Below are 19068 nucleotides of genomic sequence, written 5' to 3' on the forward strand. Positions count from 1 at the left end.
AGGATGTTATTTGGATGTTTGATTATTTTTTGTTTCTGCGTTCGGCAAAAAAACGCTGCATCAGCGCCGAGGCTTCATCAGCCATCACGCCACTTTTGACTTCGGTTTTCGGGTGTAATTTCGTTCCCATCACTTGGTAACCTCTGTGCGCATCAGAAGCACCATACACCAAACGCGAGAGTTGGCTCCAATACAGAGCGCCGGCACACATTTGACAAGGTTCAAGGGTTACATAAAGCGTACAATTGACTAAATATTTTCCGCCCAAAAAATTCGCTGCCGAAGTAATGCCTTGCATTTCAGCATGCGCGGTCACATCGTGCAACACTTCGGTCAAATTATGGGTTCGGGCAATGACTCTGTTGTCAACCACCACCACGGCACCCACAGGAACTTCGCCTTTTTCGAAGGCAATCTCGGCTTCTTGAAGCGCTTTACGCATAAAGTATTCATCGGTGAAAATCGGTTCCATGCCGCAAAAATAGGAATTCAATTTGTTACCTTTGCTTCATGTCTGAAAATTTACTTGCACAACTTCAAAACCCTGATGATTTGCGGAAACTAAGCCCGCAACAACTGCCGCAATTGGCTGCAGAACTCAGACAGTTTATCATTGATATCGTGTCAGTCAAAGAAGGACATTTGGGCGCGAGTTTGGGTGTTGTTGAACTCACCATCGCTCTACATTACGTTTTTAACACACCCGACGATTTGCTCATTTGGGATGTAGGCCATCAAGCCTACGGACACAAAATACTCACCGAGCGCAAAGATTTGTTTCATACCAACCGTCAATTGGGTGGTATTTCAGGCTTCCCGAAACGTTCTGAAAGCGTTTTTGACGCATTTGGCACTGGACATTCATCCACCTCAATTTCAGCGGCTCTGGGCATGGCTATTGCCTCTAAACTCAAAGGCGAAGAACATCGTCAGCACATTGCTGTAATTGGCGACGCGTCGATTGCTTCAGGAATGGCCTTTGAAGGTTTGAACCATGCCGGGGTGACCAATGCTAATTTGTTGGTTATTCTCAACGACAACGCCATCGGGATTGACCCCAGTGTGGGCGCGCTCAAAAACTACTTGACCGCAGTTAAAGAGGGAAAAAATCCCCCACAGAACAACATCATCAAATCACTTAATTTTGACTATTCCGGACCTATTGACGGGCATGACATTCAAAGTTTAATAAACGAACTCAAACGCCTCAAGAAAGTAAAAGGCCCAAAGTTTTTACACATCATAACCACCAAAGGCAAAGGCTTTTCTATGGCCGAAGAGCACCAAGTAAAGTATCATGCGCCGGGGAAATTTGACAAAACCACCGGCGAAATTCTCAAAACAACAGAGTCAAATTTGCCTCCAAAATATCAAGATGTTTTTGGATTAACTCTGCTTGATTTGGCTCAGAAAAACGAAAGGATTGTAGGAATTACTCCTGCTATGCCCACAGGAAGTTCCCTCAAAATCATGATGGATGCTTTGCCTGAACGCGCTTTTGACGTGGGCATTGCAGAACAACATGCCGTAACACTTTCGGCAGGAATGGCTACCCAAGGAATGATTGTGTATTGCAATATCTACTCAACCTTTTTGCAACGCGCTTATGACCAAGTCATTCACGATGTGGCTTTGCAAAACTTGCCGGTCATTTTTTGTTTAGACAGAGCGGGATTGGTAGGTGAAGATGGAGCTACACACCACGGTTTATATGATTTGGCATTTTTGCGTTGTATTCCGAATCTGATTATTTATGCCCCCAAAGACGAAGTTGCGCTCAGAAACATTTTATATACTGCGCAATTGGGCTTGCAACATCCCATTGCCATTCGTTATCCAAGAGGACGCGGACACAATGTTAATTGGCAAATGGATTACCAGGCAATTGAAATCGGGAAAGCTACTTGCTTAAAAGAAGGTAACAAAGTAGCTGTGCTATCCTGCGGAACCATCAGTTACAACGCATCCAAAGCGATTGAAAAACTTGAAAAAGAAAATGATCTGGCACATTATGATTTTGGCTTTGTAAAACCACTTGATCAAACGGCACTACATAAAATTTGTAAAAAGTTCCAAACCATCATTACCATTGAAGACGGATGCATCAAAGGAGGATTTGGTAGTGCTGTTAATGAGTTTGCGCAAGAGAATAGATACCAAACAACTATTAAGAATTTAGGCGTTCCTGATTTGTTTATAGAACACGGAACGGTTGAAGAACTTCAACGGCTTTGCCAAATAGACATTGATGGTTTATCTGATTTTTTTGATCAATTATAAAACAAAAAAGCCCAATCGAAAGATTGGGCTTTTGCTTATCAAGTAGGAATATTATTTCTTGATGAATTTTTGTGTGTGGTTGATGTTATCTCCCGAAATTTTCACCACATAAACACCGGCTTGTAAACCGCTGATGTTGATGGCTTTTTCTACGTTAAAGTTAGCATCTGTTTGATTCATCACTACACGACCGTTGGTGTCAACGATTTGGATATTTACTTTACCAGTATAGTTATTGATACGAACATTTACCAAGTTGTTAGCCGGATTTGGATAAATACGGAACATATCAGCTTTATCAAAATAGTTTACTGCTAACGTACAGTTAGGACCTGCAGGGAAAGCTGTAAAATCCTCAACCTGATCACCGCAATCATTATTGCTTCCAGAACTAGCATTAAGTCCAACACCTCTTCTGGCAAAAACATCAGCAATTAGGCAATAATCTTGACCACCGGTGGTTGCTTGATCTGCAGCAAATAAATTATCTCTACCGGTAACAATATTAGTACCTGCGCAATTTTCTAATTTAAGAGCATCAGCTACCAAGCGCATCACTTTGTTGTTACCACCCGTTCCGTTGTAGATGTCCGGATCATAACCATATTTATTGATGTATGCCCAAGTCAAATCCCAAAGACAAGAAGCCCAAAACTCACCCACAACATAACGGTAAGCTGTATCTGCTGGATCTGTCGGAATAGCAATATTTGAATCTGCAAAAGTTCTTGGATTGACACCTAAATCTGTTGAATAAGGAAAATCTCTAAGGCCAAAACCAGTAGTTGGTTGGTTGATGACATAGGTTCCTATTTCTTTAGGCATATCACCTGTATCGGTTGACTTGATTTGATTCATTAATCCGAACCAGTCAGACCAACCTTCACCCATTTGCTCATAGTTGGCCATACAGCCGGCTGAACCACCGCCTACTAAACGGTTAGAGATACCGTGACCATATTCGTGACCAATAACAACATTATCAAAATCACCATCAGCATATAAATACAAGTCGGCAGGAACTTCAATCTTAGCATTAACAGCACCATTGGTCAACTCAGCTACAAATGAATCACCGATTTCTTTGGTAACAAACACAGCAGGAATAGTAATTCCTAACAAACCTGTAGAACTCATAGAAAGTCTGGTTGGGTTGTCTGGAATACTATCCATTACAATAACCGCAGCAGCACCGGCATCTTGAGCATTCTTAACTTTTAGGTTAAAGAAACAACCACCACGTCTTATCAAGACGATTTTATCAGTCAAATCAAACGGATTTGTTGGTGTTTGACATGCTGAATTGTATCCCGGAGGAGTTGGATTGTTTTGATATAAAGCTAAATCTCTGGTGATTCCGTTAGGTGCAGGAGGTACCGGAATTCTATCGGTTCCTTCAAAAACATTGGTTGTAGCTGCATATTGCCCAGCAATTGAGGCAGGAGAATTAATGGTGATATAGTTGGTCGGAGGCGCTCCTAATGTCCACATAAACATTTGAATTCTTGGTCTTACCCCATCATTAGTAGGGGTAAAGTTTGCATTGTTCAAAGTAGCTGTGGTTTGTGACCATCCATCTTGTGAATCGGCAAAAACAGCATCTCCGGTAGCCGAAGCAGTTCCGCCACGGCCTAAGTTATTTTGTTGAAAATTACCATTAGCTTCATCAAAACCATACTGATACCAAATGTCATGCATGATGTTGGTCATGTAAAATAAATTGGTAGTAGCTGCAGGTGTGTAAGCAGTTGGTTGATTGGTTTGATTTAAATATGGAAAGTCAAATGACAAGGCAGCCGTTCCGTCAGGGCGAACACCGTTACCATTGTCACCGTTTGCATCTTCTTGCGCTAAAATATTGTTACCTCTGGTGTAGGTAAATCTCAACGCAGCCGATGTACCTCCGATAGTATTGGCATCATGCCATCCATTTGGAGATGCCAACGCATTACCAGCAGTTGAAATCAACTCAAAATTACCGTGGTTAGGACTTTCAACATTGTAAGGCAACACTCTGTATGAACCTGGCGCAGCCACTAATGAAGATACCGAAGTTGGATTTAAAGCATTTAACTGAAAATTAAAATTGCTTCTCGCATCGTGGTTAATGTGAGCAGCGTCTCCCATTTTACAGCTAATGGTCAAGTCTTTTTTATCGAGAATTCTACCGTTAACCGCGTCAATTTTTACGTCCCAATAATGCTTAGCATCTGGTGAGTAGAATTGAAAACCCCAGGCTAAGTTAAGTTTATCAGCAACCGGCAAAAAAGCCAATTTGGCTACGATTGGATCTTCGTGCTTCCCATCGGTAATGTTGAAATTTTTACCATCGGTTGATGATAAAATAGAAAAGTTTTCAGCTGCATAACCCATATCAGCATAAGCTCTATTCAAAGCCTCAACTACCGACAAAGACGGATTGACTGTGTTTACTTTTTGAGCAACATTTGCGTGAAAATTGTTGGCCCATCTAAGAACTTCTCCATTTTTCACAGAAACGTTTGACTGTGCATTGAAAATTTCAACGCCTTGGTATTTTTGAACCACATAACAACTGGTGATTTTGGTTCCTTTACCATTAAATTCTCTTTGGATTGACCAATCAGAAACATCCTGAGCAGTAAGTCCAAACTTTCCACGGTTACTCTCAATGTACGATTGAATCAGTTTTTTATTATCCTGAGAAAACCCTACAACTGAGAAAAACAATGCGGCTAATAGTGTAATTTTTTTCATTGTTTTAAATTTTTTGAGCAACAAACTTAACTTATTTTTTTGATTATTTCAAACATCGATTTAAAACATTAACAATCTATCATTTAAGACCTGTAATATTCTGATAATAAAGCAATGCATTGCCATCTGTCAACAAAGAAATAAAGTGACAAATATGCAACAACCGACCATACAACGACTCTTTTTCAATGAGGTGTTTCTCGGGTAAAATTTGCAGCAAAAGTTGGTCATATTGCGTTTTTTTTCCTTCAGCGCGATTGTTATAAGCCGTAATGAATTTATCGAGTAAAGTGTGTATAATTTGATAGCCTTTGAGCTCTTTATCAATGACTTCGCGGCTGCGATAGATTTTTTGAACACTCAGTTGAATGATGTCATCCATTTGTGCTTTATACTTGCTTTTATCGGTGAGTGCATACGGAAATTTGCCTTGCAAAATAGCTTCTTCGTTTTCTAAAAACACCCGAACGGCATCGTTAATGAGCGTATTAATGGCCAAAGCACGCAAATAACTAATGCGGTCTTCGCGGGTTTCCAGCGTCTTGTATTTATCCGTATCAATATTGCCCTGAACGAGTTTGATGAGATATTCTAAAGCGTAATCTTCTGAAACCAGCCCGAGGTTGATTCCGTCTTCAAAATCAATAATGGTATAGCAAATATCGTCGGCTGCTTCGACCAGATAAGCCAGCGGATGGCGTTCAAAACCGATATCATTCCCTGACTTATTGCGAATCAAACCCAAATCAGCCGCAACCTCTTGAAAGAAATCTTTATCCGCCTGAAAGAAACCGTACTTTTTGTCGGAGATATTTTTCGTAGGTTTTTTAGGCAAACTCTCTTTGGGATATTTCATAAAAGCGCCCAAAGTGGCATAGGATATTCTCAGGCCGCCCTCAATGCCCGGACGGTTGCCGGTCAGCACCGAAAAACCATTGGCATTGCCTTCAAAATCAATCAAATCTTGCCATTGTTTGTCAGTGAGTTGCGCCTTGAATTTGAGCCCGGGTCCGATTGAAAAATACTCGCCAATGGCTTTTTCACCTGAATGTCCAAACGGCGGATTTCCGATGTCATGCGCGAGCGATGCGGCGGCCACAATAGCGCCGAAATCATTCATATGAAAACCGTGCACTTCTTGCAAATACGGATGTTTTTCAATGATTTTTTTTCCGACCAATCGGCCCAGTGAACGGCCCACGACCGAAACTTCTAAGCTGTGGGTGAGACGCGTATGCACAAAATCGGTTTTGGATAGCGGAATCACTTGCGTTTTGTCTTGCAAACTTCTGAAGGCTGCCGAAAAAATAATGCGGTCATAATCAACCTCAAAGCCCAAGCGTGTATCGTCTTGTTCTTTGCGCAATCGTTTGGCGGTGTCGCCTTGACGTTTGAGTGATAAGAGTTGTTCCCAGTTCATATTTTAAATTTCAATATTCGTTGTTCTTCTGTTCGTTGTTTGAATGTTGAACCGATGATCAACGAACAACGAATGTCGAAGTGTAGGGTCTAGCCCTGATAATTTAACTTCGTTCAGTTCGGTGGGCATTCGGCATTTACAATCACTAATGGCGACGCTCGCTTTATTTTGAAAACAAAAGATCAAATATACTCAAAAACCCTAGCCCTGATGGAAGCTGCATCCTTTTACGCAGCGCAGCGAAGTAAAAGATACAGCGAAAAGCAGGTTCCCGGCTTCTAATTCTTCCTATCGTCAGAATGACAGCTTCGGAAAATGCTAATAAAACAAAACAGCTACCTGCAATAGATAGCTGTTTAATGGAATGTAAATGTCTCAATAATTACGATCCACACATCTCACAATCGTCCGGTCCGGCATTGCGGGCGCGTTCGATCATGGCTGCAAAGTCTTCTGCCGACATTTCTCCGGTTTCATTTGGCTCGGCTACCTCAACGGCAACGGCTTCTTGAGCTGGTTCGGCTTTTTTATCATTTTTCAGGGTAAACTTAATAGCGTCTACCGCCGATTTGGTTCTGAGGTAATACATACCGGTTTTTAAGCCTGATTTCCATGCGTAAAAATGCATCGAAGTGAGCTTGGCGTAGTTCGCATCTTGCATAAACAAGTTGAGCGACTGCGATTGGTCAATGAAATAACCGCGGTGACGCGACATATCAATAATGTCTTTCATAGACATTTCCCAAACGGTTTTGTATAGTTCTTTTAAATCATCCGGAATAGATTCAATGTTTTGAATCGATCCGTTGTGGCGCATGATTTCTTGTTTGATGTCTTCATTCCACAATCCGCGTTTTACCAAATCTTCCAGCAAGTGTTTGTTGACCACAATAAACTCACCCGAAAGTACACGGCGCGTATACAAATTGGATGTGTACGGCTCAAAAGCTTCGTTGTTGCCTAAGATTTGCGACGTTGAAGCAGTTGGCATTGGCGCTACAAGCAATGAGTTGCGCACTCCGTGCTCAACGACTTGTTTTCTGAGCGACGCCCAATCCCAACGCCCTGATAAATCTTCATCTTTCAAGCCCCAAAGGTTGTATTGGAATTCTCCCTGTGACATCGGCGATCCGGCAAAACTTGAATAAGGGCCTTCTTCTTGAGCCATTTCCATTGAGGCGGTTACGGCAGCAAAATAGAGCGTTTCAAAAATTTCTTGGTTGAGTTTTTTGGCTTCATCACTGGTAAACGGCATACGCAACATAATAAATGCATCGGCCAAACCTTGTACGCCCAATCCAACCGGACGGTGACGCATATTTGAGTTTTCGGCTTCTTTCACCGGATAATAGTTGCGGTCAATTACTTTATTGAGGTTGCGGGTAACGCGTTTGGTAACGTTGTATAACAATTCGTGGTTAAAAGCACCGTTCTCCACAAACATCGGAAGCGACAAAGAGGCCAAGTTACATACCGCAATTTCATCATCTGAAGTGTATTCCATGATTTCGGTACACAAGTTTGACGAGCGAATGGTTCCGAGGTTTTTCTGGTTTGATTTGCGGTTCGCAGCGTCTTTATAGAGCATATAAGGCGTTCCTGTCTCAATTTGCGACTCGAGGATTTTCTCCCACAACTCGCGCGCTTTAATGGTTTTGCGGCCTTTGCCTTGTGCTTCATATGATGTATACAAAGCTTCAAACTCTTCGCCATAGCTATCGTACAAACCAGGACATTCATTCGGACACATGAGTGTCCATTTGCTGTCTTCTTCAACACGCTTCATGAATAAATCTGAAGTCCACATCGCAAAGAACAAATCACGCGCACGCATTTCTTCTTTTCCGTGGTTCTTTTTCAAATCGAGGAATTCAAAAATATCGGCATGCCAAGGCTCTAAATAAATCGCAAAACTTCCTTTGCGTTTTCCGCCACCTTGGTCTACATAACGCGCGGTATCATTGAATACGCGCAACATCGGCACAATTCCGTTTGAAGTTCCGTTGGTTCCGCGAATGTACGAACCAGTGGCGCGAACGTTGTGAATTGAAAGCCCGATTCCACCGGCTGATTGCGAAATTTTAGCCGTGTTTTTCAAAGTATCATATATACCGTCTATACTGTCATCTTTCATGGTCAACAAGAAACAAGAAGACATTTGCGGTTTCGGGGTTCCGGCATTGAACAAAGTCGGCGTAGCATGCGTGAAGAATTTCTTCGACATGAGTTCGTAGGTTTCAATCACAGCATCTAAATCATCTAAGTGAATTCCGACTGAAACGCGCATCAGCATATGCTGCGGACGCTCGACAATTTTTCCGTTGATCTTAAGCAAATACGAACGCTCCAAGGTTTTGAACCCGAAATAATCGTAGTTAAAATCGCGGTTGTAAATCACGTGTGAATCTAAAAACTCTGCGTTTTTTTGAATCACTTCGTATACTTCGTCCGAAATGAGTGGCGAAGATTTTCCAGTTCTCGGATTCACGTACTGATACATATCAGTCATGGTTTCTGAGAACGATTTTTTGGTGTTTTTATGAAGGTTAGAAATCGCAATGCGCGCAGCCAACAAAGCATAATCTGGGTGCGTGATGGTCATAGACGCGGCGGTTTCGGCGGCTAGATTGTCTAGTTCAGAAGTAGTCACCCCGTCGTACAATCCCTCGATAACGCGCATGGCTACTTTTACAGCATCAACCAAATCGTTGAGCCCATAACAGAGTTTTTTAATTCTGTCGGTAATTTTGTCAAACATGACGGGTTCTTTGTGCCCGTCTCTTTTTACTACATACATAATGTTTTGTTTTTTGTGATAACAGCGAATCCCTTCTCTGCTCTCGGATAATTGTTATGTTTTTTAGAAGCTCTTTCCCGCTCTCGGCTTTATCTTTTTCAAGGAAATGCTTTTGCTGGCGCTCAAGCCAATCCTTAAAAAAGGATACCGCCTCCATCGGGGCTAGGGCCGTCTGGTTTGGGCATTATGGCGTGTAAAAATCTATATAGCGTGAGAGAAATGGTTTTTAAAAATCGGCGTCGAATGAAATTTTTTGGGCTTCGGTATCATTGTTCATCACGCCGGCTTTTTGGTATTCGCCCACGCGTTTTTCAAAGAAATTGGTTTTTCCTTGCAATGAAATCATGTCCATAAAATCAAACGGATTACTCACATTGAACTCGCGGGCACAACCCAACTCTACAAGCAAGCGGTCAGCCACAAATTCCAAATATTGGGTCATGAGTGTGGCATTCATACCAATCAAACTCACCGGCAATGACTCTGTAATAAACTCGCGTTCAATGTTGAGCGCATCTACAATAATTTCACGAATACGCGATTTCGGAACTTTGTGTATCAAATGGTGGTTGTGCAAATGCACAGCAAAATCACAATGAACACCTTCATCGCGCGAAATCAGCTCGTTTGAAAACGTTAAACCGGGCATCAATCCGCGTTTTTTAAGCCAGAAAATCGAGCAAAACGCACCCGAAAAGAAAATGCCTTCTACAGCCGCAAATGCAATTAAGCGCTCGGCAAACGAATCTGACTGAATCCAACGCAAAGCCCAATCAGCCTTCTTTTTAATAGCCGGAAACACTTCAATGGCATGAAACAATTGATCTTTCTCGGCTTCGTCTTTTACATAAGTATCTATCAAAAGCGAATAGGTTTCACTGTGGATGTTCTCCATCATAATTTGAAAACCATAGAAAAACTTAGCCTCAGGATACTGTACTTCATTGACAAAATTCTCAGCCAAATTCTCGTTGACAATTCCGTCTGAAGCAGCAAAAAAGGCCAAAATATGCTTGATGAAGTATTTTTCATCGGCATTAAGCGTATTGTTCCAGTCGGTTAAATCTTGTTGTAAGTCAATTTCTTCAGCCGTCCAAAAACTGGCTTCCATTTTTTTGTACCATTCCCAAATATCGTGGTGTTTGATCGGGAAAATCACAAAGCGGTTTTTGTTCTCTTGTAGAATCGGTTCTATTGCAGACATTTTGTGTGTTTTTTGTGTAGAAAACAGTCAAAATCATCGCTTGATTTGACCTGTACAAAGTTGACCAATTGTCATCGATTTTGAAAGCCAAACTTATTCACAATCGGCTGTATTTTTTAACAAAGCTTTAAAATACACAAACACATCCTTGATTTTTTAAAATGCTAAAAATCAGCTTTTTAAAAAAATTATTTTTGATGATTAACAGCTGCTAAAAGCTTTGGAAAGCAGCCAAAACACGGGCTTTTTGACCCAAAAAATGAAGTGAATTTTTATCGTCTGCGCGGACTTTTTTGATACTGAGCAGCCACGGTTTCGAGTTCAGAAAACCAATCTTCACCAAAGCGTCTGATGAGCGCTTCTTTGACAAATTGATACACCGGAACTTGGAGTTCTTTTCCTAAAGAGCAAGCATCGTCACAAATATCCCAACGGTCGTAATTGACAGCGGCAAATTCAGTAAAATCTTTCACACGAATGGGATACAAATGGCACGAAACCGGTTTTTTCCAATCTAAAACGCCTTGGTTATAGGCTTGTTCAATGCCACACAAAGCGGTTGAACCGTCAAAAATAACATAAGCGCAATCTTTTTCGTCAATGAGCGGTGTTTCTAAATCTTGATCGGTGCCCACGCGCCAAGTGCCTTGCGCTTCAATAGCAGCAATGCCTTCCGGACGCAAAAAAGGTTTTACTTTCGGAAAAATTTGTTCTAAGATTTTGGTTTCTTCTTTTGTGAGCGGCGCACCGGCATCACCATCTACACAACAAGCACCTTTGCAAGCACTTAAATTGCAGACGAATTCTTTTTCGAGGATATCTTCAGAAACGATGGTTTTGCCTAATTGAAACATGCGGCAAATTTAAAGAAGTCCGGTCAACTTTGTTTAGAATTCATCAAAGCTTTTCAAAATTAACTTCGTTTTGGCTTTTAACCTGATGATTATGAATAATTTTGCGCCAAAATTCAATCCTATGAACTTTGACTTCAAAGAAATCGCCACAGTGGGCATGGTGCTTTTTGCCGTGATTGACATTGTGGGAACCATCCCGATTATTGTTGATTTAAGAAGCAAACACGGCCATATTGAATCTGAAAAAGCAACCTTGGTCGCTGCACTGATTATGATTACTTTTTTGTTTGTGGGCGAAGGATTTCTCTCGCTCATTGGCATTGACGTTCATTCATTTGCGGTGGCCGGTTCATTTGTGTTGTTTTTCATCGCCTTGGAAATGATTTTAGGCATTCGTATTTATCGAGATACTGAAGCTAGTTCGGCATCGATTGTGCCGCTGGCTTTTCCGCTGATTGCCGGCGCCGGAACCATGACAACGCTTCTTTCGTTGCGCTCGCAGTTTCATACTGAAAACATCATCGTGGCTATACTACTCAATATATTGTTGGTGTATGTCGTATTGAAATCTTCGGCAAAAATTGAAAAAATGCTGGGCAATACGGGCCTTGGCGTAGTGCGCAAAACCTTTGGTGTGGTGCTTTTGGCTATTGCCGTTAAATTATTTGCCTCGAATGTTAAAGGCTTATTTCTGTAATGCCATTTTTAGTTACATTTGCTCAAATTTTACTGCGAATATGAAAATATTTACCAATGTATTGCTAGGCATTGCGCTAGCCATGGTTATCTTTAACATTACCATTCTAGATTTCAACAATTTATTCGGAGAAAAAAGCATCGTAGCACTCATTGGCGTAGTAGCTTCATTTTGTGCCGTTTGTGTTTTGGTCATTTTCAAACTCTCGAAAATGATTGTTGAAAAAAACAAGGGACGCTCATAATCATGATTTATGATGTATTGATTATTGGTGGCGGTGTGGCTGGTGTTTCATGTGCACTTGTTTTGGGTTCAGCCCACAAAAAACCATTTGTAGCCGACAAAAAAATAGCAATTATTGCCCACCAAAAAACTTCCTCTTTACAAGAAGCTTTATTTAACAATGCCTACGGAATTCCCGCCGGAACGCTGGGCGCAGATTTGCTCACTTCGTCATTAGAACAATTAGCACAATTGTATCCACACATAAATCAAATTGACGGTGAAAAAGTTATTAGAGTTGAAGGTCAAGCGCCACATTTTACTGTTCACACCAATAAAAACACATACCCTTGTCGTACTCTGGTTATGGCAGTTGGATATGCCAATACTTTTGATATTGAAGGCTTAATGCCGTTTGTTGCGCCGCACCCAAAAGCTGTTGCTGAAAAACAACGCATATACTTGCGCAACCATGATCATTTGGTTTCTGAAGGCATTTATGTGGCTGGAACTCTAGCAGGCTGGCGCAGCCAATTGGCCATTGCTGCCGGAAGTGGTGCTGCGGTAGCCACCGATATTCTTACGCTTTGGAACAACGGAATTGACACCCAAAGCCACGACAAAAGATAGTTATTGTATTAAAGCAGCCTTTATTACCGGATCATCTTTAAGAACAATTTCAAAATATTTTTGATCTCCAAAAAGCTGAGCTGCAAATTCGGCTGTAAGGTATTTTTTTACGAACGGTTTATTTTGCACTAAACGAACATGAAGCCCCATTTTATCTATATGGTTTTGAAATTTGCTTAAATACAAATCCGTTTTATTCATGTAATCAATGAACTTCTGATAACCCAGTTGGGTAAATTCAGCGCGATGTAAATCAAGTTGCTCAAAAACAAAATTGCCGACTGTGCCTGATTCTTGCATGATATAGGAAATGCTCTCCTCGCCTTTTTTCCCTTCAAGCGGAACAAAAACATCCGGAACAATGCCGCCGCCGCCATAGACAATTTTACCCTTTTTGGTTTTAAATTTGAGTGAATCGGCTACTTTAATGCTGTCTTTATCATACAATTCGCCGTTCTCAAAACGATGATTAAACTCGTTTTCATAATCAGCTTCATCACCTTTTTTGTATGGCTTTTGAATCGATCTTCCTGTTGGTGTGTAGTAGCGAGCCACGGTTAAACGCACTGCCGAACCATCGTCAAAACTAGTTTCTTTTTGCACCAATCCTTTGCCAAACGAACGACGACCTATCACCACTCCGCGATCATTGTCTTGAATAGCTCCGGCTAAAATTTCACTCGCAGAGGCACTGTTCTCATTGATTAAAATGCAGACTTTCCCTTCTTCAAAATCGCCCCTGTCGGTAGCATAGGCTTTCTCGACTTTTCCTTTTTTGTCTTTGGTAAAAACAATGAGCTTTTTGTTCGGAAGCAATTCGTCGGCAATCTTAACGGCCATTTCCATGTAACCACCGCTGTTGTCGCGCAAATCAATCACAAAGGTCTTCATTCCGGCGTTGCGCAATCGGGTCATCCCTTCTTGAAACTCGGCATAAGTGGTTTCGGCAAAACGGTTGATTTTTAAATAGCCAACGGTTGGTGAAAGCATCAAAGCCGCATCAACACTTTTGATGGGAACCACCGCGCGTTTGAGTTTGACTTTAAATTTTTTCTGGCTGCTTTTTCTATACACCGTCAACTCTAAAGGAGAACCTTCATCACCTCTGAACTCAGAAAACAAATAATCAGAATCAAGTTTACGGCCATACAAACGCTTTTTTCCGGCGTATAAAATTCGGTCACCCGCTTGAATTCCAGCTTTGGCCGATGGCCCATTATCTATGGCTTTAACCACAGCAACCGTATCTTTATATAAAAAAAAGTTGATCCCTACACCTACAAAATCACCTTTCATATTTTGGGCTTCTTCGGCTTGTACATTGGGTGACATATATACTGAATGCGGGTCAAGTTGTGCCAGTATATTGTTTACTGTCAAATCGACTATAGAATCTGTGTTGACAGAATCAACATATTCGGTATCAATCAACTCTAAAAGGCGGTTGAGTTTATTTTTGGGATTGTTGGTGAGCCAACCTTTATGCTTGGCTGGAAAATTAAAATAACCGCCTAATAAAAAACCCAATGCCAAAGCGACACCTAAAAGCAACGGCATTATAACACGACTTTTTTTCATCAATCAAGTTGTTCAATTTGGTCAACTTCAACACCGGCTTTGAGTAAAAAATCAACCCCTTCTGTATCGCGGTAACCGATCTGATATACCACACGCTTGATGCCTGATTGATGAATCAGTTTACTGCATTCTTTACAAGGCGAAAGGGTAATATATAAAGTAGCGTCTTCACAACTTTGGGTGGATCCGGCAACTTTGAGAATCGCATTGGCTTCGGCATGCAACACATACCAATTGGTGAGCCCGGATTCGTCTTCACAGCAATTGTCAAAGCCAGACGGTGTTCCGTTGTAACCATCTGAAATAATCATCCGATCGCGCACGATGATTGCGCCAACTTTTTTTCGTTCGCAATACGATAACTGGCTCCATTCGCGGGCAATGCGCAAATAAGCTTTGTCGTATTTATGGCGTTTGTGGTCTTTCATAATTATTGATTCCAAAAATCAGCAGCCAAAATCATGGGCAAAGTAACGCCGATGATAAAAGCCGATACAACCAAGATAATATCGCGCTGATTCCATTTTAAAAAAGTGCGGGCAATATACGACAAAATGAGCACAGAAAGCACAACCGTTGCTTGCGCCAATTCTATCCCAACGGCAAAAGAGCAAAGCGGCAGAAGCTTATCTGATCCTGAACCCGGCAAAAGGGCATTGAAGTAGTTCGAAAAACCCAATCCGTGGATCAGCCCAAAAAAAAGAGTCACAAAGATTCCGGTTCTAAAAGCCGATGGTCCGGTGGTTTTTTTTAAAGTGAAAAAATGGGCCACGGCTGTAATCATAATGGTCAGCGGAATACAGAACTCAACAAGGGCAACATCAACCGAAACAAGTCCAAAAACCGAAAGCACCAAAGCCAAAGTATGACCGAGGGTAAAAACAGAAACCAACCACAAAAGTCGCTTCCAATCTTTAAAAGCGTAGCCCACCGAAAGCGACATAATAAAAAGCACATGGTCATAGGCATGAACATTCAAAACGTGTTTGAGTCCGACGGTGAGATAAACTGAAAAATCGCTCATGATAAAGCCTTTTATAGATATGGCAACTGATGTAAACATACAATTAATTCAAGAATAAAAATCTTAAAAAAAGCCAACTTTTTACGTCTAAAAACAACTGTTTTTGTTGGCGCAAAACACAAATAAATTTAATTTTGTTACAGAACCATAAACAAACACATTATGTCTATCTCTGATCTATTCGACAACGAATTCAAATCTAGAAACAAAGGCCATTTTTCGGCCATTGTAAGGGTTGCTATGACCGACGGAAACGTCTCTGAACAAGAGAAAAAATTCCTCGAAAAATTGGCCACTAAACTTGAAATCTCTCACGAAGAGTTTGAAGAAATTCTTGAAAATCCACTCAAATACCCAATCAATCCGCCGTATTTGTATTCGCAAAGACTCGAGCGTTTGTATGATTTAGGACGAATGGTGCATGTAGACCATCATTTGGGTGACAAACAAGAAATTTTGCTTAAAAAATTTGCCATTGCTTTGGGTTTTACACCGGCCAACGTGAATTATATTGTAGATAAAGCCTTGACTTTGATCGATAAAAAAGTCGACACCGACACCTTTATTTATGAAATGACCCACATGAATAAATAATTCAATTTTAGATATAAAAAAAGCCGCTTCAAAAGAAGCGGCTTTTTTATTGAGATATTGATTAAGAACGATGTGCTTTGTGCATGAATTCTTCGGCTTTTTCAACCATATGATAACTACCGCAGAAAAACGGCACGCGTTGGTGTAACTCGGTGGGTTGAATTTCCATAATGCGACCAAAACCGTCCGAAGCCTTACCGCCGGCTTGTTCGGCAATAAACGCCATCGGGTTGCATTCATACAGCAAACGCAATTTTCCTTTGGGCGCTTTTGAACTCGTTGGGTAAATATAAATACCGCCTTTAATCATATTGCGGTGAATATCTGAAACCAAACTTCCGATGTAGCGCGAAGTATACGGTCTATCGCCTTCTTCTAACTGACAATACTTGATGTAATCTTTCACGCCTTGCGGAAAATGCACATAGTTGCCTTCGTTGATGGAGTAAATGTTGCCGTCTTTCGGAAATTGCATATTCGGGTGTGACAAATAAAACGTTCCAATGGCCGGGTTGAGCGTAAAACCATTCACGCCGTGGCCGGTAGTATAGACAAGCATCGTAGATGTTCCGTAAATAACGTAACCCGCGGCCACTTGTGCGGTTCCGGGTTGTAAGAAATCTTCAAGCGTTACGGGCGTTCCCACCGGTGTGATGCGTCTGAACACCGAAAAAATAGTTCCCACCGAAACGTTTACGTCAATATTTGAAGAACCGTCGAGCGGATCCATGAGCACCACGTATTTATTGTTATGGCCTTTGTCTAAACCTTGTACGGTGATAAAATCGTCGCTTTCTTCAGAGGCTATTCCGCACACAATTTCGCGGTTGATGAGCGTTTGAATAAAAATATCGTTGGCATAAACATCGAGCTTTTGTTGGTCTTCACCTTGAATATTCTGCTCGCCGGCTGCCCCAACAATGTCGACCAATCCGGCTTTGTTTACTTTATAATTGACCACTTTGGCCGCCAATCGAATCGAGTTGATAATTTTAGATAATTCACCTGAGGAATACTGATGATCTTTTTGTTTTTCGATGATAAATTCACCCAGGGTTCTGTTGCGTTCTTCCATTGCGAAATCGTTGTAGTTAGTGGTGCAAATATCGGTTTTTTTATCAAACCTAAACTTATTTTACGGTAGAGTTTATCGGATTTGTATATTTGTTTCCGACTGAACTGATTACCATAGCCCGGATAGAAACGGTTATCCTTTTGCGATGGCGTTCAGCGCAAAAGATAAAAGTGAATAGCCGGATTAGCTACCCAAAAAAATGATACAAATTCGCATCGGAACTCCATCAGATATGCCCGCCGTTCTTGAGCTGATTCAAGAATTGGCCATTTTTGAACGCGAACCCAATGCCGTGGTGGTCACCGCTGATGATTTGGCGCGCGACGGTTTTGGACCGCAACCTATGTTTGGCACTTTTGTGGCCGAGGTGGAAGGCAAGATTGTAGGCATGGCGCTGTATTATTATCGGTATTCAACCTGGAAAGGCCGCACCATTCACCTCGAAGATTTGATTGTTCAAGATGCGATGCGCGGTCAAGGTGTGGGCGAAGCGCTCTATGCACATGTTTTAATGCAAGCCCAAAAAGACGGGGTGCGTCGCGTTGAATGGAACGTACTCGACTGGAATACGCCGGCGATTGCTTTTTATCAAAAATCAGGTGCGCGCGTGCTCGATGATTGGCGTGTAGCCCAGATGGACGATGTGGCGGTAACAAAGTTTGTGAATCAATATTTTTCTGAAAAATAAGATATGAAGATATTCAAGTTTGGCGGAGCGTCGGTTAAAGATGCCGCCGGTATTAAAAATGTATACTCGGTTCTCGAGCAAGTAGGTTATAGCGATGTTTTGCTCGTGGTTTCGGCCATGGGAAAAACCACCAATGCGCTCGAGGTGGTTGTGGGTGATTATTTCAGCAAATCGGCTTCGTTGCAATCGTCTATTCAAGAAGTCAAAAAATACCACAACCAAATTTTGCTCGATTTGTTTGAAGACGACAAACACGCGGTTTTTGCAGCCGTGAATGCTTGGTTTACCGAACTGGATTATTTTTTAGGCCACAACAAATCGCCGAATTACAACTTTGTATACGATCAAATTGTAAGTATGGGCGAGCTGATTTCGACCACGATTTTATCGCATTATATGAACTATCGCGGCATTAAAACCCAATGGGTCGATGTGCGCGGACTGATTAAAACCGATGCTACGTATCGCGATGCCGAAGTAGATTGGGAAGTTACTCAGAAAAACATTTCAAAAGGTGTCAAACGCAAGATGCTCAACATCAGCCAAGGTTTTTTGGGTGCCGATGACAACGGATTTACCACAACTTTAGGCCGTGAAGGCTCTGATTATACCGCGGCTATTTTTGCCTATTGTTTGGGCGCCGAAAGCGTCACGATTTGGAAAGACGTTCCGGGGGTGATGAATGCCGATCCGCGTTATTTTGAAAATGCGCGACTGCTGAACCAAATTTCATATCGCGAAGCCATTGAGCTGGCCTTTTACGGCGCGAGTGTGATTCATCCGAAAACCTTGCAGCCACTCCAGAAAAAAGAGATTCCGCTGTATGTAAAATCATTCCTAGAGCCGCTTTTACCGGGCACAAGTGTGGCCAAAGGCGCTGATTTAGAGCCACAACTTCCGTGTTTTATTGTCAAAAAGAACCAGTTGCTCGTATCGCTTTCATCGATTGATTTTTCATTTATTGTAGAAGACAACATCAGCGAAATTTTTGCTTTATTGCATCAGTTTAAAATAAAAGTGAGCTTGATTCAGAATTCAGCCATAAGTTTTTCGGTTTGTATTGAAGATAAATTCGGCAACTTTGACCAGCTCAAATCCATCTTGGCTAAGAAGTTCCGAGTGGCTTATAATGAAAATGTTTCGCTGTATACCATTCGCCATTTTAACGCACAAGCCGCGCAAATGGTGGAAGAAGGCAAAACGGTTTTGCTCAAACAAATCAGCCGCGAAACCATGCAAATCATCACCAAAGAAGCTTAGCCAACAAAA

The 19068-nt window shown here is 41.6% G+C and carries 17 protein-coding genes; 7 read left to right on the top strand and 10 right to left on the bottom strand.

Annotated features, from left to right (window positions below; translation table 11 throughout):
• Positions 1-22: 22 nt before the first annotated feature.
• Positions 23-472, bottom strand: a complete 450-nt coding sequence (locus KIH23_RS01535) for a nucleoside deaminase (RefSeq protein WP_213210888.1) — start codon at positions 470-472, stop codon at positions 23-25.
• 38 nt (positions 473-510) lie between these two features.
• Here KIH23_RS01535 and dxs point away from each other — a divergent pair, with 38 nt between their 5' ends.
• Positions 511-2280, top strand: coding sequence for a 1-deoxy-D-xylulose-5-phosphate synthase (gene dxs / locus KIH23_RS01540; RefSeq protein WP_213210889.1), 1770 nt, complete (start codon positions 511-513; stop codon positions 2278-2280).
• Positions 2281-2331: 51 nt separating this feature from the next.
• Here dxs and KIH23_RS01545 read toward each other — a convergent pair whose 3' ends face one another.
• From KIH23_RS01545 to KIH23_RS01565, 5 genes are all read right to left on the bottom strand, one after another.
• On the bottom strand, positions 2332-5016 hold the full coding sequence (locus KIH23_RS01545; RefSeq protein ID WP_213210890.1) for a T9SS-dependent M36 family metallopeptidase: 2685 nt from the start codon (positions 5014-5016) through the stop codon (positions 2332-2334).
• A gap of 79 nt (positions 5017-5095) precedes the next feature.
• Positions 5096-6436 carry a deoxyguanosinetriphosphate triphosphohydrolase gene (locus KIH23_RS01550; protein WP_213210891.1) on the bottom strand — a complete coding sequence of 447 codons (1341 nt, stop codon included), beginning with the start codon at positions 6434-6436 and terminating at the stop codon, positions 5096-5098.
• Between the two features lie 382 nt (positions 6437-6818).
• Positions 6819-9233 carry a ribonucleoside-diphosphate reductase subunit alpha gene (locus tag KIH23_RS01555; RefSeq protein ID WP_213210892.1) on the bottom strand — a complete coding sequence of 805 codons (2415 nt, stop codon included), beginning with the start codon at positions 9231-9233 and terminating at the stop codon, positions 6819-6821.
• Positions 9234-9459: 226 nt separating this feature from the next.
• Positions 9460-10437: a ribonucleotide-diphosphate reductase subunit beta gene (locus tag KIH23_RS01560; protein ID WP_213210893.1), complete on the bottom strand. Its 978-nt coding sequence runs from the start codon at positions 10435-10437 to the stop codon at positions 9460-9462.
• A gap of 272 nt (positions 10438-10709) precedes the next feature.
• Positions 10710-11291, bottom strand: a complete 582-nt coding sequence (locus KIH23_RS01565) for a DUF3109 family protein (protein ID WP_213210894.1) — start codon at positions 11289-11291, stop codon at positions 10710-10712.
• Positions 11292-11412: 121 nt separating this feature from the next.
• Between KIH23_RS01565 and KIH23_RS01570 the strand changes: the two genes are divergently transcribed.
• Genes KIH23_RS01570 through KIH23_RS01580 form a run of 3 tightly spaced genes read left to right on the top strand, consistent with a single transcriptional unit; the run spans position 11413 to position 12840 of the window.
• Positions 11413-11988 (top strand): MarC family protein, encoded by a 576-nt coding sequence (locus KIH23_RS01570; RefSeq protein ID WP_213211105.1) that lies wholly within the window; start codon positions 11413-11415, stop codon positions 11986-11988.
• 40 nt (positions 11989-12028) lie between these two features.
• The gene (locus KIH23_RS01575; protein ID WP_213210895.1) at positions 12029-12232 is read left to right on the top strand and encodes a hypothetical protein; all 204 of its coding nucleotides are present in this window, start codon (positions 12029-12031) and stop codon (positions 12230-12232) included.
• A 2-nt stretch (positions 12233-12234) separates the two neighbouring features.
• Complete coding sequence (locus tag KIH23_RS01580; RefSeq protein WP_213210896.1) at positions 12235-12840, top strand: FAD-dependent oxidoreductase; 606 nt, start codon at positions 12235-12237, stop codon at positions 12838-12840.
• Here the strand turns inward: KIH23_RS01580 and KIH23_RS01585 are convergent, their stop codons facing one another.
• Genes KIH23_RS01585 through KIH23_RS01595 form a run of 3 tightly spaced genes read right to left on the bottom strand, consistent with a single transcriptional unit; the run spans position 12841 to position 15442 of the window.
• Entirely contained in the window at positions 12841-14418 is a 1578-nt protein-coding gene (locus KIH23_RS01585) for a S41 family peptidase (protein WP_213210897.1), read from the bottom strand.
• The gene (locus KIH23_RS01590; RefSeq protein ID WP_213210898.1) at positions 14418-14846 is read right to left on the bottom strand and encodes a deoxycytidylate deaminase; all 429 of its coding nucleotides are present in this window, start codon (positions 14844-14846) and stop codon (positions 14418-14420) included. The genes KIH23_RS01585 and KIH23_RS01590 overlap by 1 nt, the downstream gene beginning before the upstream one ends.
• 2 nt (positions 14847-14848) lie before the next feature.
• Complete coding sequence (locus KIH23_RS01595; protein ID WP_213210899.1) at positions 14849-15442, bottom strand: HupE/UreJ family protein; 594 nt, start codon at positions 15440-15442, stop codon at positions 14849-14851.
• A 162-nt stretch (positions 15443-15604) separates the two neighbouring features.
• Here KIH23_RS01595 and KIH23_RS01600 point away from each other — a divergent pair, with 162 nt between their 5' ends.
• Complete coding sequence (locus tag KIH23_RS01600; RefSeq protein ID WP_213210900.1) at positions 15605-16036, top strand: TerB family tellurite resistance protein; 432 nt, start codon at positions 15605-15607, stop codon at positions 16034-16036.
• 61 nt (positions 16037-16097) lie between these two features.
• Here the strand turns inward: KIH23_RS01600 and fbp are convergent, their stop codons facing one another.
• Positions 16098-17111 carry a class 1 fructose-bisphosphatase gene (gene fbp, locus KIH23_RS01605; RefSeq protein WP_213210901.1) on the bottom strand — a complete coding sequence of 338 codons (1014 nt, stop codon included), beginning with the start codon at positions 17109-17111 and terminating at the stop codon, positions 16098-16100.
• A 202-nt stretch (positions 17112-17313) separates the two neighbouring features.
• On the opposite strand from fbp, the gene KIH23_RS01610 reads away from it, so the two are divergent.
• The gene (locus tag KIH23_RS01610) at positions 17314-17799 is read left to right on the top strand and encodes a GNAT family N-acetyltransferase (protein ID WP_410505115.1); all 486 of its coding nucleotides are present in this window, start codon (positions 17314-17316) and stop codon (positions 17797-17799) included.
• Positions 17800-17802: 3 nt separating this feature from the next.
• Complete coding sequence (locus KIH23_RS01615) at positions 17803-19059, top strand: aspartate kinase (RefSeq protein ID WP_213210903.1); 1257 nt, start codon at positions 17803-17805, stop codon at positions 19057-19059.
• The last annotated feature ends 9 nt before the right edge of the window (positions 19060-19068 follow it).

Origin of the sequence: Flavobacterium sp. CYK-55 (assembly GCF_018413465.1) — a bacterium.
Classification (GTDB): domain Bacteria; phylum Bacteroidota; class Bacteroidia; order Flavobacteriales; family Flavobacteriaceae; genus Flavobacterium.

Coding starts and splice junctions, on each gene's coding strand:
- KIH23_RS01535 (WP_213210888.1), bottom strand. CDS start 472: ATGGAACCGATTTTCACCGATGAATACTTTATGCGTAAAGCGCTTCAA.
- dxs (WP_213210889.1), top strand. CDS start 511: ATGTCTGAAAATTTACTTGCACAACTTCAAAACCCTGATGATTTGCGG.
- KIH23_RS01545 (WP_213210890.1), bottom strand. CDS start 5,016: ATGAAAAAAATTACACTATTAGCCGCATTGTTTTTCTCAGTTGTAGGG.
- KIH23_RS01550 (WP_213210891.1), bottom strand. CDS start 6,436: ATGAACTGGGAACAACTCTTATCACTCAAACGTCAAGGCGACACCGCC.
- KIH23_RS01555 (WP_213210892.1), bottom strand. CDS start 9,233: ATGTATGTAGTAAAAAGAGACGGGCACAAAGAACCCGTCATGTTTGAC.
- KIH23_RS01560 (WP_213210893.1), bottom strand. CDS start 10,437: ATGTCTGCAATAGAACCGATTCTACAAGAGAACAAAAACCGCTTTGTG.
- KIH23_RS01565 (WP_213210894.1), bottom strand. CDS start 11,291: ATGTTTCAATTAGGCAAAACCATCGTTTCTGAAGATATCCTCGAAAAA.
- KIH23_RS01570 (WP_213211105.1), top strand. CDS start 11,413: ATGAACTTTGACTTCAAAGAAATCGCCACAGTGGGCATGGTGCTTTTT.
- KIH23_RS01575 (WP_213210895.1), top strand. CDS start 12,029: ATGAAAATATTTACCAATGTATTGCTAGGCATTGCGCTAGCCATGGTT.
- KIH23_RS01580 (WP_213210896.1), top strand. CDS start 12,235: ATGATTTATGATGTATTGATTATTGGTGGCGGTGTGGCTGGTGTTTCA.
- KIH23_RS01585 (WP_213210897.1), bottom strand. CDS start 14,418: ATGAAAAAAAGTCGTGTTATAATGCCGTTGCTTTTAGGTGTCGCTTTG.
- KIH23_RS01590 (WP_213210898.1), bottom strand. CDS start 14,846: ATGAAAGACCACAAACGCCATAAATACGACAAAGCTTATTTGCGCATT.
- KIH23_RS01595 (WP_213210899.1), bottom strand. CDS start 15,442: ATGAGCGATTTTTCAGTTTATCTCACCGTCGGACTCAAACACGTTTTG.
- KIH23_RS01600 (WP_213210900.1), top strand. CDS start 15,605: ATGTCTATCTCTGATCTATTCGACAACGAATTCAAATCTAGAAACAAA.
- fbp (WP_213210901.1), bottom strand. CDS start 17,111: ATGGAAGAACGCAACAGAACCCTGGGTGAATTTATCATCGAAAAACAA.
- KIH23_RS01615 (WP_213210903.1), top strand. CDS start 17,803: ATGAAGATATTCAAGTTTGGCGGAGCGTCGGTTAAAGATGCCGCCGGT.